The sequence below is a fragment of the Thermosporothrix sp. COM3 genome, from assembly GCF_059696735.1.
In genome coordinates, this window is record NZ_AP019376.1 from 5,639,617 (window position 1) to 5,656,938 (window position 17,322).

Annotated in this window: 15 protein-coding genes and 1 tRNA gene; 6 read left to right on the forward strand and 10 right to left on the reverse strand. The window is 52.8% G+C overall.

Annotated elements, in window-relative coordinates:
- The first annotated feature begins 253 nt into the window (after positions 1–253).
- Entirely contained in the window at positions 254–964 is a 711-nt protein-coding gene (ubiG, locus tag KTH_RS23890; RefSeq protein WP_497621446.1) for a bifunctional 2-polyprenyl-6-hydroxyphenol methylase/3-demethylubiquinol 3-O-methyltransferase UbiG, read from the forward strand.
- A 29-nt stretch (positions 965–993) separates the two neighbouring features.
- Here ubiG and KTH_RS23895 read toward each other — a convergent pair whose 3' ends face one another.
- The 7 genes from KTH_RS23895 to KTH_RS23925 form a co-directional block, all read right to left on the reverse strand.
- Positions 994–1,587: a helix-turn-helix domain-containing protein gene (locus tag KTH_RS23895; RefSeq protein ID WP_497621448.1), complete on the reverse strand. Its 594-nt coding sequence runs from the start codon at positions 1,585–1,587 to the stop codon at positions 994–996.
- Positions 1,588–1,621: 34 nt separating this feature from the next.
- Positions 1,622–2,365 carry an RNA polymerase sigma factor gene (locus KTH_RS23900; protein WP_497621449.1) on the reverse strand — a complete coding sequence of 248 codons (744 nt, stop codon included), beginning with the start codon at positions 2,363–2,365 and terminating at the stop codon, positions 1,622–1,624.
- 323 nt (positions 2,366–2,688) lie between these two features.
- Positions 2,689–3,993, reverse strand: a complete 1,305-nt coding sequence (locus KTH_RS23905; RefSeq protein ID WP_497621451.1) for a sulfatase family protein — start codon at positions 3,991–3,993, stop codon at positions 2,689–2,691.
- A 33-nt stretch (positions 3,994–4,026) separates the two neighbouring features.
- The gene (locus tag KTH_RS23910; RefSeq protein ID WP_174843909.1) at positions 4,027–4,866 is read right to left on the reverse strand and encodes a carbohydrate ABC transporter permease; all 840 of its coding nucleotides are present in this window, start codon (positions 4,864–4,866) and stop codon (positions 4,027–4,029) included.
- Positions 4,867–4,883: 17 nt separating this feature from the next.
- Complete coding sequence (locus KTH_RS23915) at positions 4,884–5,792, reverse strand: carbohydrate ABC transporter permease (RefSeq protein WP_497621453.1); 909 nt, start codon at positions 5,790–5,792, stop codon at positions 4,884–4,886.
- 20 nt (positions 5,793–5,812) lie between these two features.
- Complete coding sequence (locus KTH_RS23920) at positions 5,813–7,129, reverse strand: ABC transporter substrate-binding protein (RefSeq protein ID WP_497621455.1); 1,317 nt, start codon at positions 7,127–7,129, stop codon at positions 5,813–5,815.
- Between the two features lie 42 nt (positions 7,130–7,171).
- Complete coding sequence (locus KTH_RS23925; RefSeq protein WP_497621457.1) at positions 7,172–8,185, reverse strand: LacI family DNA-binding transcriptional regulator; 1,014 nt, start codon at positions 8,183–8,185, stop codon at positions 7,172–7,174.
- Positions 8,186–8,730: 545 nt separating this feature from the next.
- Between KTH_RS23925 and KTH_RS23930 the strand changes: the two genes are divergently transcribed.
- The 5 genes from KTH_RS23930 to KTH_RS23950 all read left to right on the forward strand — a co-directional run bounded on the left by KTH_RS23930 (position 8,731) and on the right by KTH_RS23950 (position 13,431).
- Positions 8,731–9,063 carry a hypothetical protein gene (locus KTH_RS23930; RefSeq protein WP_111326439.1) on the forward strand — a complete coding sequence of 111 codons (333 nt, stop codon included), beginning with the start codon at positions 8,731–8,733 and terminating at the stop codon, positions 9,061–9,063.
- 350 nt (positions 9,064–9,413) lie between these two features.
- A complete protein-coding gene (locus KTH_RS23935; protein ID WP_497621459.1) occupies positions 9,414–10,352 on the forward strand; it encodes a CHAP domain-containing protein in 939 nt (312 codons plus the stop codon).
- Positions 10,353–10,666: 314 nt separating this feature from the next.
- Entirely contained in the window at positions 10,667–11,242 is a 576-nt protein-coding gene (locus KTH_RS23940) for a GtrA family protein (RefSeq protein WP_497621461.1), read from the forward strand.
- 63 nt (positions 11,243–11,305) lie between these two features.
- Positions 11,306–11,378 (forward strand) — tRNA-Arg (locus KTH_RS23945).
- A gap of 439 nt (positions 11,379–11,817) precedes the next feature.
- Entirely contained in the window at positions 11,818–13,431 is a 1,614-nt protein-coding gene (locus tag KTH_RS23950) for a serine/threonine protein kinase (protein WP_497621462.1), read from the forward strand.
- Here KTH_RS23950 and KTH_RS23955 read toward each other — a convergent pair.
- The 3 genes from KTH_RS23955 to KTH_RS23965 all read right to left on the reverse strand — a co-directional run bounded on the left by KTH_RS23955 (position 13,406) and on the right by KTH_RS23965 (position 17,312).
- The gene (locus KTH_RS23955) at positions 13,406–14,665 is read right to left on the reverse strand and encodes a carboxylate--amine ligase (RefSeq protein WP_111325436.1); all 1,260 of its coding nucleotides are present in this window, start codon (positions 14,663–14,665) and stop codon (positions 13,406–13,408) included. The two genes, KTH_RS23950 and KTH_RS23955, sit on opposite strands and share 26 nt — an antisense overlap.
- A complete protein-coding gene (locus KTH_RS23960; RefSeq protein ID WP_111325437.1) occupies positions 14,662–15,900 on the reverse strand; it encodes an NAD(P)-binding domain-containing protein in 1,239 nt (412 codons plus the stop codon). The genes KTH_RS23955 and KTH_RS23960 overlap by 4 nt, the downstream gene beginning before the upstream one ends.
- 83 nt (positions 15,901–15,983) lie before the next feature.
- Complete coding sequence (locus KTH_RS23965) at positions 15,984–17,312, reverse strand: lipopolysaccharide biosynthesis protein (protein WP_111325438.1); 1,329 nt, start codon at positions 17,310–17,312, stop codon at positions 15,984–15,986.
- Between the last annotated feature and the right edge of the window lie 10 nt (positions 17,313–17,322).

The window sequence follows — 17,322 nt, forward strand, 5'->3', positions numbered from 1 at the left end:
TTTCCAAAACGAGTATCAAGCAGACAGATGAAGCCCTGAAAAAGAGCCCATCATGCGCAGAAGGAGGCGAATAGGAAACTTCTCTTATTGTTTGGAAGTTGATTATCATGCAAGCCTGTATCGGGACTCTCATCTACTTCCTGTTTTCTGCTCTCCTCGTTCCTGCTGAATGGCGTTTCCGGTCTCCTCCATCATATAATAGAAAGGAAAAGAAGGGAAGTATTTCAGAATAGGGGTGATAATGAGAAAAGGCATGCAACGGCGCTCACAGGATGAGATTTTCGCCTCGTATAACTGGTGGGATCAGGATAACCTCCTGTTCCGGATCACCCGGGAGCGCTGCGACTATATCGAATCCTGTATTGACCGCGCTTTTGGCCGTGAAGCGTTGCGTCAGCAGACGATTCTGGAGGTCGGCTGTGGGGGAGGGCTCATCTGTGAGCAACTGGCCCGGCGCGGAGCCTCTTGCATTGGACTGGACCCATCAGCGGGAGCGCTTGAGGTTGCCAGAGCGCATGTACGCCAGAGTGGGCTGGCTGGGCGCGTCTTCTTTCAACAAGGAGTGGCTGAGTCCCTGCCATATGCTGCTGGCAGCTTTTCAGTGGTTGTCTGCCTGGACGTCTTAGAGCATGTGAGCGATCTGGAAAGAACGATCAATGAAATTGCACGCGTCCTGGCTCCGGGAGGAGTCTTTGTCTTTGATACGATCAATCGTACATGGCTTTCTCGTCTTGTGTTGATCTGGATTGGCGAACGTCTTTTTCACCGGTTTGGCCTGGTTCCGGGCCTGCATTCGTACGAACGGTTTATCAAGCCCGGCGAACTCCGGCATGGCTTACAGGAAGCTGGCTTCCAGGTCGCAGAAATGGTTGGCTTTATGCCACGGCTGATCCAGCGACGTCTGACAATAGCTCCCGGGGGCCCCTTGCTTATATCCTACGTTGGATACGCAATCAGGAACTAAGCAGCGCGTTTCAGGCCGGAGTCGTCGGCTTATTCCGCATCCTCCAGCCAGTAGCGCCGATCTTCCTCGGACATATCGCTGCGAGCGATGGCTTCTGTGAAGCTCTGTTTGGGAGCACCCTGCTGCTCCTTGCGGGCGGCCTCGCTGCGCTGCCTGCGGTTGATTGACAGAGATGGCTGGCTGCTGGTGAGCAGTTGTGCGAACTGGTCAATACTGATCTGAAAGAAGCCAGCGAAGCGCTCAAGCTGCTTCTTGCTCAGGCTGGCAAGCTCGATTGCACCGGCCTCAAACTTGTTCCAGACATCAACCGAGAGGCGCAGGCTTCGCGCGACCTCAACCTTTTTCAGGTTGTGGCTCTTACGCAACTCGGCAAGGGAGAGCACGGGAGCAGAGGTCGAGCCAAAGACGCGCTCAAAGGCTGTCTCACATGCTCTGCGCGTTACGTCCAGGATGCGGGTATTCTCCTCAAGATCCTGCGGAATCGTGGCATAGTAGCCCGTGATAAAATCGATGAGAGCATCTTGCTGCTGTGGATACTCCAGGAGCAGCTTGCGCTGTGTCTCTTTGTCTCCTGCCTCTTCGGCGGCCAGCCAGGCCATTTTAATATGCTGTAGGTCCTGCATGTCATATCTCTCCTATCTCTCCTTAACGACCGTGTTATTGTGACGTGACTGTCTGGTCGCTAAAGTGTTGCTCCTGTGCGATACACTGACGCAAAAAGCTGCGCGCTCGCTCATAGCGCAAACGAACCGTGCGCTCATTTTTCTGGCAGATCTCAGCGATCTCGTCCCATTTCCACCCTTTAATGGCACGTAGCACCATAATCTTGCGGTCGAGCGAATCGCTTAAATAATGGAGGATGCGCTGACTCTCATATGCTGCGTGCAGTTGTTCATATTGATCCTGTGGATCAGCAACGTCGGCTCCCGGCGAATTGCTCTCATCATTGACCGTTGTGTTGAGCGAGTCGCGCAACCCTTGCGGTACGTGTTGTGGGCGTCCAAGCGGGCGGCCTTCTTCGTCCCGCTTGTAGATCAGTCCCTCCTGTCTCAGGACACGGTTAAACTCATCGATGCAGAGACAACGAATGTAACGTGCAAAGTTTAACGTGATAAATTCCTCGCGTGGGTCCTGTACTTCCTGTAGCAGGTGGACCGCCATATTCGCGATTGCCTCTTCGCGCAAATCCGGTCGATGTCGCAACCCCTGCGTATGGAGCTGAAATATAGGTTGGCAGCGAGTGACCAGAGCCATCATCAGGCGGCGGGCTTCTGCTTCCTTGCCAGTGGCCCTCAATTCGCGAATTATCTGTACAAGTTGTTCGTCCGTGATTTCATAGCGCCCGTTCGCCGTGCGGCGCTGTAATCGCTCATCGAGCATAGGATCTGCTGGATCAATCATTACTTCTCCCCTGAGTAGTTCTGCACTGCGCGGCAGTTTCCGGGTGTCCCTTCTATCCTACCGACCGACTACTTTTCTTGCTCCTGGTACCTTATTCCACAACCCGGATGAAAAAACGGAAATGGGGTGGAAGGTACACCTTCACTGTATCATCCTACGAGTTCGTCTCTAGCGATTGATGGTATTGCCCTTTTGAGATACTGACTGATAGCATAACAGAAAACAGATCTTCAGAAAAGCGTCTTTCTTGCTCTTTGGGCGCTGAGAAGGAGAAAAAGAGAAGCGAGAGGGCAGGGAAGCCCGGAAAAGGGCTCCCTGATATGTCAGTCTTCGATTGTTGGTGCGGGTTCGCCCGCTTCCTGCATGCGGCAGATCAGACGTTCCCGGAGCTCGCGGGCAATTGCGCGATGGTGCGGGCTGCCAGCCAGATTACGTAGCTCGTAGGGGTCCGCCTCAAGGTCATAGAGATATTGTTCGACGTAGTGCGTGGAGCCCGAATCGTCCCACCCGTTCTTGTCTGGCGCGTTCACGCCATACTTCCAGTTCCGGGTGCGAATGGCCCGGCCCACTTGCGATTCACTGATCTGAATAAAAACCTCTTCTGGCCAGACAACATCTTCCTGATTGCGCACCAGTGGCACGATTGAGCGTCCCTGCATCTCAGAGGGAACCGGGATCCCGGCAGCTTCCAGCAGTGTGGGCGGAATATCGATCAGGCTGATACCCTCCTCGATGCGCCGACCGCCTGTGAAGCCAGGGCCCTGCAATGCTGCCAGCACCCGGATAGAGCTTTCGTGACACGAGCGCTTGTATTCGCTATTGCGCGTTTTGAAGTGACAGCCATGATCTGAGGTGAAAAGTACAATGGTATTGTTGGTCAGATCAAGACTTTTCAGGGCATCTAACAGACGGCCAAACGCCTCATCCACGCGCTTGACCTGCCCGTAGTAGCCGGCGATATGCTGCTGTGAGGAGCCTCCAAGCGCCGCCAGATCGGGGGGAAGCCATGCACCCCGATAGCGCTCTTCATAGCCATCGGGGGCCGGGAAGTAGTCCTGCTGGTTCTGTTGATGTGGCTCAAGCTGCGAGATAAAGAGAAAGAAGGGATTGTCTTTCTGCTCATCGATATAGCGAATGGCGGCATCAACAATCGCATCGACACGATAACCCGGTAGCTTGACCTCACGATTCTCATTGTCATAGACGATTGTGTTATAGGGACGCGAGGTGAACTCAAGAATGTTGGCCGCCAGCCAGTAATCATAGCCACCGCGCTCCTCTACTGGAACCGGATCACTGGTGCCCAGATGCCATTTGCCAACATAGCCAGTATGATAGCCCGCCGACTGAAAGTGGTGGGCCAGTGTTCGCGCCTGGGCTGGCAATGGGATATCATTGCGATAGCAGCCGGTCGTTGTTGGATACAGGCCAGTTTGCATAATGGAGCGTGCCGGACCACAGACAGGCTGACAGGTAAACATCTGGGTCAGATGGGTACCGCGCTGTGCGAAGCGGTCAAAATTGGGGGTCAGGTCAAGCGGGTTGCCGTGTAACCCCGATGTATCCCAGCGTTGTTGATCCGTAAAAAAGACAATCACGTTTGGGCGCTTTTTCTGTGTATTGCTCATTGTGTGTTGTTCTCCGCAGTTTGGTATGGTGCCCTATTTCATGCCTGTCAGGCTAATTCCTTTGACGAAGTATTTCTGACAGAACAGGAATAGGAGAAAGATCGGGATAAAAAGGACGACAGCTCCGGCGGCGGTATAGTGCCACTGAGTAAAGAACTCCTGATTGAAGAGGGTCAACCCAACGGGCATGGTTCTCATCTCGGTGCTGTTGGCGATAATCAAGGGCCAGATAAACTCATCCCATTGAAAGATAAAGGTAAAGAGGCCCAACGCGGCCAGCGCTGGCCTGATCTGAGGCAGAATGATCCGCCAGTATATTCCGAACTCAGAACAGCCATCTAGCCGTGCTGCATCGATCAGCTCGAATGGAAGGGGCTGGATAAACTGGCGCGTCAAAAAGATGCCGAATGCTCCCATCAGAAACGGTGTGATCATGGCCTGATAGCTATCAAGCCAGTGCCATTGTGCCATCATAACATACAGCGGAATCATGCGGACAAAGAAGGGGATCATCAATGTCCCCAGAATCAACAGAAAGAGCACGTTCCGCAGGGGGAAGCGAAATTTCGCAAAGACGTACCCTGCCAGCGGATCAAAGAACAGGTGTGAGATGGTCACTGTTCCTGCAACAATCACACTGTTGAGGAAGAAGCGCGCAAAGGGCGCTTTTTGCCAGATCTCAAGATAGTTCTGCCACTGTGGTACCGCTGGAACGATGACAGGAACGCCTGCAAAGGTTTCTGCCTCGCTTTGTAGCGAGAGGGAGACCATGTAGAGCAGCGGCAGAACGGCAATCGCAGCCAGAACAATCAATATCAGATAACTCAGCATGGAGGAAAGAATGCTTCCGGTGAGACGTTGCTTGATGTGCATACAAACTTCCTCCGTCCTTAGTATTCAACGGCCTGTTTGCTGACCCGTAGTTGGAAGAAGGTCAGGACCAGAATGACGATAAACATCAAGAAGGTCAACGCCGAAGCATACCCCAGGTTGTTTTCATTGAAGGCGGTATTGTAGACGTGGAAAATGAAAAAGCGCGTCGCATCTGCCGGGCCGCCTTGCGTGATAATAAAGGCTTGAGCGAATGCTTGCAGGCTCCCGATGGCACTGATGATGACGACAAACAGCGTGGTCTGTGCCAGCAGGGGAAGTGTAATATAGCGAAAACGCGCCCAGGGGCCGGCCCCATCCACGCGGGCAGCCTCATAGAACTCGGTGGGAATGCCTTGCAGGCCTGCCAGAAACAGCACCATCGTATATCCGACGCCCTGCCAGATGGTCACACCAATGATAACTGGTAACGCCATATGATAGTTCGTCAGCCAGTCCTGGGTGGGAAGTCCCACCGCAAGGAGGAGCCGGTTGAAAATGCCGACCATCGGGTCCAGAATATTGCGCCACATGAGCCCTACAATAACCATAGAAGTCATGTAAGGCACCAGAAAAAGAGCCCGGAAGATGGTGCGTCCTTTAATAGGCCGATCAAGCAACAGGGCAAGGCCCAGACCAATCAGCACGTTGAAGGTGGTGACGCAGACCGCGAAGATCAGCGTCACCTTAAATGACTCAAGCACTCGTTGGTCCTGCAATGCCTGAACATAATTTGCCAAACCCACAAAATCGGTTGTGCTCTGCATGCTTGTCCAGAGTTCAACCAGAATAGGGTAGAAGAAGAACACGGTAAAATAAATCAGGGCAGGCATCAGAAAAATATAGGCAACCAGCGCCTGACGCGAAGCCAGCCCGGTACGTACATGCCGTTTTGCCCCGTATCGGTCTTGCGCGACAATAAGACCCATGCAGACCCCCTTGTGATGCGCTATGATAATGCCTTGTTTCCGGTAGCAACGAATTCTTTCAATGCGTCGGCTGCTGGCCTCTGCTTGTAGATGACATCCTGATAGGCCTTGTTGAAGAGGTCATTGATCGTGCCTGATTTCCCGGTTTTTTCCAGTTCGGCGCCGGAAAATTGCGCGTAGGTGAGACCTTGCCCAAAGGGCGCTATCAGATCCATCTGTTTGACGTCGGGATGGTTGCCCCATGATTTGCGGGGCATGGTCATACGCGCTTCTTTTGTTGCTGCGAGCTCGACATCAAGAGCTACAAGGCGCTTGAGCAGTTCCCAGGCCATCTCGGGATTTTTTGCCGCTTTGGGGATCATCATGCTACTGCCTGCGGCTGTTGTTGCCTGTGTCTGCTGCTTGAGTGCCTGCGCAATATTCCATTTCAGGTCTTTGCTGCCCTCAAGAATGGGTTTGATATCCCAGGGACCGGTGAGGATAATGGCGGCTCTCCGGGCCGAGAAGAGTTTCTGGGGACCATCATAGCTCCCAGTTGCGACGGGAACGGGGGCGACTTTGTGCTTATGAATGAGGTCAGACTGGAACTGAAGCGCTTCAAAGGCCCGCTCATTATCCAGATCGAGCACTTTTTTCTCGGGGTCGTAGATGCGCGCGCCGTTCTGAAGGAACCACGGCCAGGCGTAGCCCGCATCCTGATTGAGTGCGACGCCATAGACTCCCTTGCCAGTGAGCTCTTTACAGGCTGCGAGGAAGTCATCCCAGGTGGTGGGGAATGTTTTGATCCCGGCTTTCTCAAACATCTCTGTATTGTAGAAGCAGAGCGTGCAGGTAAGGTGAAGTTGCACGCCGTATACTTCGCCATTGACCGTATTGCGCTGAACCGTGTAGTCTTGCCAGTCATCAGGGAAACCTGAACTCTGTTTGTCCTTATTGATAAAGTCCTGTAGAGAGCGCAGTTTTCCGGTAAGGCCAAATTCCTGCACCCAGCCTCCGGGCTCCTCGACCAGATCGGGCGTGTCGTTTGCCTGGAAGTTCGCCATCAATTTTGTGCGCAGGTCGGGCCATTGATAAAGCTCAAGCTTGACCTTCCAGCCTTGATGATCCTGCTCAAACTGCTCGATGACTTTCTTGTATACCTGGTAGGCATGTCCGGCGTTCCAGTAAACGCGGAGTGTTTTATCCGAGGTGCCGCCTGTCAGCGAGTTAGTTCCGCCGCAAGCACTTAAAATAGTGGGAACTGCAAAGGCTGTAGAAGCCAGTGCGCCGCCGAGCTTGAGCACACGACGGCGAGTGAGTGCAGGCCGCTCGTCAGGATGTTGAATGGAAATAGTCATAAAGTTCCCTCCTGGTGATATGCAACATTGCAAACCGGGCTATCAAGCTGATCCGCGAATGATCAGCTCCCATCGACAGAGATGAATGCGTCCTTGACTGCCAGGATGTTCGAGGCGGTCAAATAAGAGTTTGGCGATAATGGTGAAATCCAGTGAGGCAGGACCGACGGTCGTCAGCGGAGGACTGGTAATTTCGCCATCGGCAATATTGCCAGCGCCCACAACGGCAACGTCGTCAGGAACACGTAAACCCAGATCTCGGGCGGCCCAGATGGTCGAAATAGCAGAGATATCAGAACCGGTAAAAATTGCGCTGGGTCGATATGGCTGCTGGAGAAGCTGATAGGCGCTGCGGTATGCTTCTTTGCGGGTTCCAGCTACTCCCTGCAAGATCAGCCTGGGATCTGGCATGATGTTGGCATCACGCAGAGCTTGCAGATATTGTTCGAGCCGTACATCTTTGTCTGCCTGGTTCTCCTTGCCTCCGTATAAAAAGGCAATGCGGCGATGACCCTTATCGATAAGATACCAGACTGCCCGATAGAATGCCTCTTTTTCAGTCGTGCGGACAATATCGAACGCTGTGCCCTCAACTTCATTGTTAAAGGCGACGACGGCAATACCGGCCCGAGCAAGCTGTTCCAACTCCGCGTTCGACGGGGAGCCGTGAATAAAGACAACGCCATCAGCAAGCTGACGTGAGAGCTGCGTAAATGCCTTTTGCTGACCCTCGGCGTTTTCTGCCAGGAGCAAGACGACTGAGTAGTGATGCTGCTCGGCGATGCGTTCTATATCCTGGCAGAGCGCCTCATAATAGGGGACACCAAGTTGTGGCAGCACGATACAGATCCGCTCGGTCCGCTGGCGCCGCAGGTGCCGTGCTGTCTGGTTGGGTACATACCCGAGTTTTGCTACGGCTTGCAGCACCTTTTCGCGTGTCTCTTCATTGATCGTCTTGTTGTCCGGACGCTTTCCATTCAGGACGTAGGAGACAGTCGCGATAGAGACTCCCGCCTGCCTGGCAACATCGCGCAAAGTTGGTACGTTTCTGGTCATTCTCTGCTTTCCGTGTGTGGGTTAAACGTTTCACATTGAGGAAAGAGTACCATATTCCTCTTAAAAAAGTCAATGGTATTCTCTGATATGAGAGCTACCGTCTGGTCGGGCGCGGCATAAGCTGGCAGGGAGGACCAATCTCAGCGAAGCCGTTATTTTGTATCGCCATCACTGAAGAATCAGTGCTATACTATGTTTTTGATAGAGAGTGCTTCCTTTTGTCGCTCTTCTCGCACGGCATGGATTGAGCATTGTACAATAAGAGGGAAGGCTTTTTCCTGTCGCCAGAAGCAGGATATCTTTGTGCTTTCTGGATGTATGTATTTCGTCTATTGAGTCGGGAAGAGCGTTTATAGAGCGCCTTTTTCAGTATCGCTATCATAGGGGTCACTCGTTTTACATACAGTAGGCATTATCCTGATATATAAATTCTATAAACTGAAGCTCTTTCGACAGCGCGGGCCAGCAGTATTTTTCTTTTTGCACCGTCTGCTTGTTGATGAACGCTTTAGTTTGGTGGAATGATGAATACGAGGGAATGAAAGATGCAGAAACAGAAGACCAAACCTGAGAAAACACAAGCCGTCCAGCCGACAGCAGCCGAGAGTAAAGCGATCGAAAAACCTCGTTTTACCTTTCCGGCCTGGCCTACCTCCCGCCCTGGCCCGACGAAAACGCCTCCTCCTCCCGGAATGAAGCCGGTGAACGCGATTCGTCGTGAGCAGGTCACTGAGGTTGGCTACAATCAAGTAACCGGGACACCCTCTGTCGAGAGTGCGGAGCGCCCTGTTGCCGATGAAGCCAAAGTGGGAAGCGTGAGCCCTGACCTTGAGAAGAACTCACCTTATGTCCATAAGAAACCGAAGAAGCGTCTCTAAATCGATACCATGTTGAAAGGTGGGATAGTCTCTCTGCTATCCCATCTTTTTTTTATGCCTTCAAAGTGTCCGGGTAGCCTCTCTGGACCTTCAAGAACCGAGGGCCGAACCAGTATGTAATTGCTTTCTGCTCTCGCGTTTCCATCCATTTCTATACCTTTCACTTCCCTCCTACTCATTGCTCTATCGTTAGTTTCTATATTAAGATACATTTTTACAATGACGTGTATATATTGCCTCTGAGTGAATGTTCTCGATGAACTCACCGATAGATAGCTTTTTAGCATACTGGTGAGGTGAAAGCATTCATGTGCAGGGGTCTGCAAGTTGTTGAATCGAAAGAGGAAACATTGCAAACACGTCGATTACGCTGGAAAATATTCCGCAAGGAAAAAATCGTGCATCTGGTAACAAAGACAAAGCTGATGGCGATGCTAGGAATCTGTACTGTTGCCTGTACGCTCCACTTTGGCAGTGCCGGGGTGAGCGCAGCGGCGACTGTTCAGGAGTGCCACAGAAGCATGTCTCCTGCCAGAAAAATCGAGGCACAAGCGAATTACAGGGAAAGCAGTGTGTGGCAGGAGGTTGAGTTCACGCCTGCCGTCTCTTCATCGGCTTTTTGCGGTGAGAGGTGGGCTTTAACGCCACCGCTTTCTGCTCAAAGTGATGCTGTGACCTACGATATACGCTTTTTGCCGCGTGCTGATCTCCCAGTGCAGAATGCGCAGCTCCCGCGAACCGGCCTCCGCTCGGCCCGGTGGAGCGCGCCTGTACATGATATAGCACCGTCTACCGGCAAAAGGCTGATGAAACCAGAGAGGAGAGTGGCGTTTGCGGAGCAGCTCATTCAGGCGGGAAGCCAGGATGCCGAACGTGACGAAATGGCTCTGATGGAGCCATCTCAGCACGCATCTCCTGTGTATTCAATGTATGCTGCTCAAGGCAATGCTTTCCCCTATGGTCAATGTACATGGTATGCCAATCAGCGCTATCATGAGATGCATGGGTACTTCGTGCCCTGGCGCTGGAACGCTGATGCATGGCAGTGGAAAGATCGAGCGTATGAGTATGGCTGGCACGTATCGTCTCGTCCAAGTGTTGGCGCTATTATGCAGTTGTTGGGAGGCGTGCAGGGAGCTGGCCCCTTTGGGCATGTTGGAGTTGTCGAGAAAGTATTGAACAATGGCTCTGTTGTGGTAAGTTCAATGAATTGGGGAGTGAACCCGCTGGCCGTGTCATACTGGACATTCCAGAGCGGGCCCGGTGTCTACTTTATCAGCCGCACGTGACTCCGCTATTTGGTTGATCTTTACGGTGTTCGCTTGCAACAGTAGTTGTTCTTAGACCCCATGCAATGAGGCCAGAGTATCTGTTTTATCTGGCCTCATTTTGTTTTGTTCTGGTGGCCAACAAATGAGAGAATTCTAGCTGAAATGACGAATCTACTAGAAAGATGCAGATCTTTCTCTGTCTGATAGAGTATAATAGCGATAACAGCCCGCTCCTTTGCTGGCGATGAAACAGAAGGACTGCAAGCCCTTTTCGGAAAGGCTCCGTTATGGGGCTTGGTAAGAGAGTGGACGCTTTGAAACAAAAAAGACAGGTGTCGGCACGTCAGACCTGGCACGCGATTGCGAGGCGCGTCATTCACTTTATGCTTACCGGTGGCGTTGCGACGGCTTCGCAGTTGAGCACCCTCTATGTGTTGGAGGCAATCGGCTGGCTTCCAACAATCGCAAATGGCGTGGCTTTTTTTGTGGGTGCGCAGGTCAATTTCATTTTGAGTTATTGCTTTACCTGGAGAGATCGTCGGATTGAGGGAACGCGCTGGCATAGCGTGTTAGGACGCTGGCTGGCCTATCATGGCGCGGTGATCGGTACATCCTGGGTCAATATGGGGATCTTTCTGCTGGCGCGACCGTTTCTGTCTTCGCTGCCTGCGGCTGTTCTGGGGAGTGGCTGTACTGGCATTGTTAACTTTATTTTGGGCGATACTCTGGTCTTTCGGAGCTGGCTCTCTGTGCCTTTTGCAACAAGATTGCGGCACTGTATGGAGCGAGTCAGTGAGGCGCTGGCGCATATTGATGGCTCGATTCTGCTTTGTCTGGGAAAGATCGGTGCCTGCTTCCGTCTTTTTGTGGGAAACAGCGGTGATGGAAAAGGCAGTAAGTCTCTCTAAGTGGGAATACGCCTGGGAAAGGGATTGAATGAGGTTTGAGATTATGCTATCATTGTATTGCTCGGGGCTGTAGCTCAGTGGATAGAGCGTCGGTTTCCTAAACCGTGCGTCGGAGGTTCGAGTCCTCTCAGCCCCATTCGAGTAACACAGTGGCTTGTAGAGCCACTTCTTTTTTTTGGCGATTCTCGGCGATTCTCAAAGTGTGTCATATCCTCATCTCCATTTCGAAAAACCTTTGCTGTGATAAAAACAACCGACGCTCTATTCACTGAGCTACAGCCCCCATAAAGCAAATCAGCAAGAGCAGCTTTACTGAGGCTTTTTACCAGAAACCGTGTGTCGGAGGTTCGAGTTTCCTCCCTTCTTTTCTGCTGACAGATGGTATTTGATCTGCTGGATTGTCCTCTCTAACTGGTCGTTCCTGTTCCACCGTTGCATTTTCAGGTTTCTCTACGTTCTTAATATAGAAGAGAGTTATTGTCTCTCTTTCTTATGTATTACTTGATAACCGACAATATCTATCTCTGTTTTGCCTCTTCTCGAAGATCTGACAAAGAGCTTGTAGGAAAAATACTATGTTTGAATATATCGGGCGCACTGTCGGGAACTATCATCTGCTGCGCGGTCTCGGGCAGGGAGGCTTTGCGGATGTGTATCTCGGAGAGCACCTTCACCTCGGAACTTATGCTGCCATCAAGATTCTACATACACGTCTGGCTAATGACGCTATTACTCAGTTTCGTACTGAAGCTCGTACTGTCGCACAGCTTCGTCATCCCAACATCGTGCGTATTCTGGATTTTGGCATTGAGCAGGGAGCCCCTTTTCTGGTGATGGACTATGCTCCTGATGCCTCTTTGCGCGAGCGCCACCGTTATGGAGAGCGGGTTTCGCTCTCTGCTGTTCTCGCTTATGTCGGGCAGATTGCTGATGCTCTGCAATTTGCACACGACCGCAAGGTTATTCATCGAGATATCAAGCCTGAAAATATGTTGGTGGGGAGCCGACAGGAGATCCTCTTAACAGATTTTGGTATTGCCGTAGTTGCTCATAGCACCAACTCGGCGAAAACCGAGAATTTTGCCGGGACGCCATATTATATTGCTCCAGAGCAGGCCATGTCGCACCCGCGTCCAGCAAGTGATCAGTATGCGCTTGCCGTGGTTGCCTACGAGTGGTTGGCCGGGCGGCGTCCATTTGATGGCACCTTTACCGAGATCGTTGCCAAACACCTTTCAGCGCCTCCGCCCCCGATGGGTTCCCATGTCCCGAATGCGGTAGCGCATGTCCTGATGAAAGCGCTGGCAAAAGATCCGCAACAGCGTTTTTCCTGTGTCGCTGAGTTCGCGGTGGCGTTGCGGGAGGCGACGGTTGCAACCTATCCTCTTACAAGCGTTGCGTTGCAGCGGTCCACTGTTGCTGACGCCAGTACTGTTGTACATGTTTCGGAACAAATGAAGACGGAACGGGCAAGTGATGGACTGATGCAACAGCAGCAGCTTGTGCTCCCCGCAACACCCGCACCTGAAGCCGAGAAACCGCTGCCAACGCCCGCGCACACCGAAGAGAAAACCAGGATGGCTTCACACAAAAAAACGCGGCTATGGAAGCTGTTCAGAGCGCTGCTCTGGGTTGTGCTCGGTGCTTGCCTGGCGCTTCTGTTGTATGCGAGCAGGAACAGTAGCGGCTCAATGACAGGGGTGGAGATAACTGTTGTACTGGCTATGCTCCCGCTCTATATCATGTTGACCGGGATTCTGTTCGGCTGGTGGCTTGGTCCTTTGCTGCTACTCCTTCCATCGCTTGCATTCCTGCCTCTGGGGGCTTATATTGACGGACAACTCTTGATCGGGCTGATTGTCGGGGCCATGTTCTGCTCATGCTTGACCGGATTTCTTGCGTCCCGGAAAGGGCGACCCCGCTTCAAACGAGCCTGGATCGGTATCAGCATCCTGCTCCTGCTCTGTTCCCTGCCGCTCACCTGCATCCTATATCCACCCTCTGGGCCTGAGAATCTGCTTATTGTGGTGCTGGGGGGTGCTTCTGCCAATTGTACTGGCCCTGCTTCCTGCCGCCTTGATCACGTGGAATCGTTCCAAGCGCGAGACTGCGGCCCAAAAAGAGAAGATGGCAAGCGCTTGAAGCCTTGCCATCGTGGATCGCTCAGGGATGGTGTAGCCGCTGTTTGACCTGCTGACAGGCAAAATGTATGAAGTCCTTTGCCGCGGCAATTGCCGGGAGAGGATCGCGCCAGTCTACATAATCGTAACACATCGGCTGGAAGAAGGTCAGGCCAAAATCCAGGAATGCCTTGAGGGGAGGTGCACCGTCTGGCCGTCCCTGGCGCAGCATGGATGCAAGGGTTGTGGTAAAATCACCACGCAGATAGCGCATCCATAGCCCCGTTTTGTAGCCTTCTACGTGGGGAATGGGCTCTCCACAGGCCCATTGATAGAGCATATAAGGGAAATCAACTCCTGCCCGAATTGCCAGCTCTATTGATGCTGAGAGACGCGGGTTGATCTCCATCAGATAGGGTGTCCCTCGATCATCGCGGCGAAACTCTACTTCTGAATATCCTTCCAGAGAGAGTGTGCGGACCAGTTGTTGCGCCTGCTTACCCGTATCTGGCGGTACGGGGATACTCTGACGCAGGACAGAGGCTCCGCCAAGAGGGGGATCTGTGCGTTTGGCCCATTGCGCGAAGCAGGCGTAGAACCGCTCATGTGCGTAGAAGACATGAAGCGCTTCCCGGCGTCCTGACAGATACTGTTGAATCAGAATGCCGGTTCCATGTTGCAGGAGCGTGGTAGCGTGGCGATAGGCTTCCTCCTCTGTTATCACCAACTGGCTTGTCAGGCTTTGTGTTGGTTGAGTCTCCCATGTCCACGAGAGGGCAGGCTTCAGGATTGCTGGTAGGCCGATGTCACGGAGCGCCGCTTTGATATCTTGTTCTTGTGTTACGGTGACAGTGCGTGGAACGGAAAGACCTTGCTCACGGGCCATTTGAAGCGTTGCCTCTTTATCCAGCGCGATGCGCAGACCGGGAGCGGGACTCAAGGCGAGACGCACGCGCTTTTCCAGTTTAGCCCGGTAGCGGTTTATGATCTCGGCTGTCGCATTGGAAGAGACGAACAGTACCCTGGGGCGCGTGTACTCAACACAGCGCTTGATTGTCTGGAAATAGATCTCCGCGCTGTCGCCTGTCGGGCAGATATAGGCTTTTCGGCACCAGCGAGACTCATAAGCGGGAGCATGACGTGTTTGATCCATCACTGCAACCTGTAAGCCACGCCGACCCAGTGAGCGGACTGTTGCCAGTGCCTGTCGTAAATGCGCTTCCAGGATGAGCGCGTCATAGAGATAGGTGGAATGCTCGACTTGTGTTGTCCCTCGGGATGTCTGAAGCAAGGTCTGACTCATGAATGTTGCCCCTTCCCTATCTTCTGAAATTGCCTGACAACATGAGCTGTAACACGTCTGGCAGTGGCATCAGCCCCGAGAACAAAGCGATAGAGCGGGCCCGCGCCCAGAACGGAGCTAAATCCCACAAAGTAGAGATTGGGAACGCTGCTCTCAAAGAAAGGAGAAAGCAGAGGTGCTTGCTCGTAAGTGCGGATGCGTGAGAGCAGCGCGTTGTTGAGCATTGGCACTTTCCTGAGATCGCAGCGATAGCCTGTCCCGAGAATAATGTGCTCGACCGTAAGTTGCTTGCCGGAGGAGAGGCGCAGTTCGATTCCACGGTCAGTCTCATGCATATCGACGATCGGTTGTGCCTCATGAATGGTAGCCTTATTCTGAACTCTCGGTCGGAGCCAGGAAGAACCCATCGGCCCATAGAGCCTGCTTGTGACGGTTGCTTTCAGCGATTTAGGCAGCTTATAGAAGGCGTACGGGAGCTTTTCCAGTGTCCAGCTTACCCAGTCCGAGTTTATCCCGGCCCTGGGATGAAGAATGCGGTGCAGGAAGGTATCATCGGGTGTTTCGCCTTTAATCCAGGTCAGCGGACGGCGCGAGATCAGGTGTACACGCGCTCCGCATTCCTGTGCCAGTGCGGCAGTTTCCAGTGCGCTCTGTCCGCCTCCGATGACCGCGACCTCTTTATCCTGAAAGCGTGTGAACTGCTTATGGGTCGAGGCATGAGAGACCAGTTCGGGGCTGAACTTTTGAAAGGCCTCGGGCTGATAGGTATAGTAGTGCAGGCCGTGTGCCATAATCACAACCCGGCTGGAGAGCTTCCCGCCATCGTCCCGGGTTAGCAAGAACTGCCCATCTTGCTGTTCTATATCTGTAATGAAGGTTTCCTGGATCTCAGGAACCAGTTGCTCTTGAAACCAGAGTCCATAGCGAATAAAGAGCTCAATCGGGAGCGGCTCGCCTGGCATGTAGCCAATCTCGCGAAAAAAGGCCTTGATACTGCCTTTTCCAGTTGGATCAGAGAGGCTGCTTGCCCACCATTCCGAGCGGAGCCACATGCCGTCGGGCATATAGTCCCGCCAGAGCTGAAGCGGTTTCCCAAAGATCGCTACTCGAAGGCCGTGATGCAACAAATGCGCCGCGATTGAAAGTCCATAGGGCCCGGCTCCGATAACCACCGCATCGTATGTCATTTCTGATGTTGCTGATGAAGCCGGTTGTTGATCTAATAGCTGTCTCATATACGTCCTCCTTACAGAAGCTCTTGTGTGATAAAAGCAAGCAGACAACCTGTAGAGACTTCCGCGGCAACCGAGCAGAAGCCTTAAACGCGGCCAGTGTAGACAGCCTCCTGAATGGCGTCGAGGGAGGAATCATCTGATGTGTGGTGCATAGCCTGGTAGACCGTGCGGATCATGAAACATGCCTCGGTGCAGGCTACTGTGAGCCACCCCAGACTCAACCCGACCAAACCTCCCATCCTGGCTCCTAGCGCAGCCGCTCCCAGTTCCACAATGCAGCAGAGAAACATAGGAAGCACTATGTGCAGAATGCGCTGACGCAGACGATAGATTGTGACAAAATGATAGCGTATGGTTGCTGGAAAAACGCTTAAGCCCAGAATTTGCAGACACAGGACGGCCTGCTCATTATGGCGATAGCCAAAGAGAGACATCACAAAACCGGCGCACACAAACAAAACCCCATACGCGATACCACTGAGTGGCACGGAGAGGCCAAGTGTTATCCGAACGTTTGACGTCAGGCTCTCCGGGTGTGCCGCCGCCCGCGCGTTGAGTATGGTGGTCAGCGCAAGCGGGATCATCGTCAGGAAATTGGCGATCATCCAGGCTGAATAGAATATTGCATTGGTTGTTGCCGAAAGACTCATCGTCACCAGCACAGGTAACAGCAGCGGCGTTGCCTGAAGGGCCAGATTGAAGAGATAGTGCTGTCCGGCAGTTTTCCCCGGTTTTTTCAGCCAGTTCCAATCACTCCAGATACGCATTCTGTGTCTGTGTTGTCCCTTTATCATCCAGTATAAGAAGAGCACCATCATTGAGCAAACATTCCCGATGATCCAGGTTACATAAATACTCGCCCATGATTTATGCAGCAAACCAAGTTCAACGGGAAGCAGCGCGAGCAGCTTGATGCAAGCAAACAGAATATTGCGCAAGAGCTGTTGCGTGCCGCACAGCAAACCGAGGAGCGCCTGATCCAGAACGAGTGTACAGGCTGTCAGGCTTACCCCGGTTGCGAAGAGGAGGACGGTCATGATGCTGGTGCGTAGTTCATGAAAGTGAGAGGATAAGGACGGAACCAGCAGGGCGAAGAGAATTCCGGCAAGCGTTCCCATCAGGCTGGCGAGTAGCAGTGAGGCCCCGATCAGGGAGGCACGTTTTTCAGTTGTGCGGGGCAGCTCGCCAATCAAAAAGGTGCCCAGCCCTACCGTACTGATGGTACCGAGGAGCATCATGGCGGAGATGATTGCGGTACTGATGCCTACCACGCCCTTTGGGAAACGGAGCGAGACAATCCACCAGTAGATAAAGCCCATGCCCGAGGTTACCACGCTAGTGCCGATAAGTGAGCCAGCATTTGTCAGCAGGTCACCGTAGGTTTTGAACCAGTATTGAAGCTTTGCTTTCATCACTTCATCC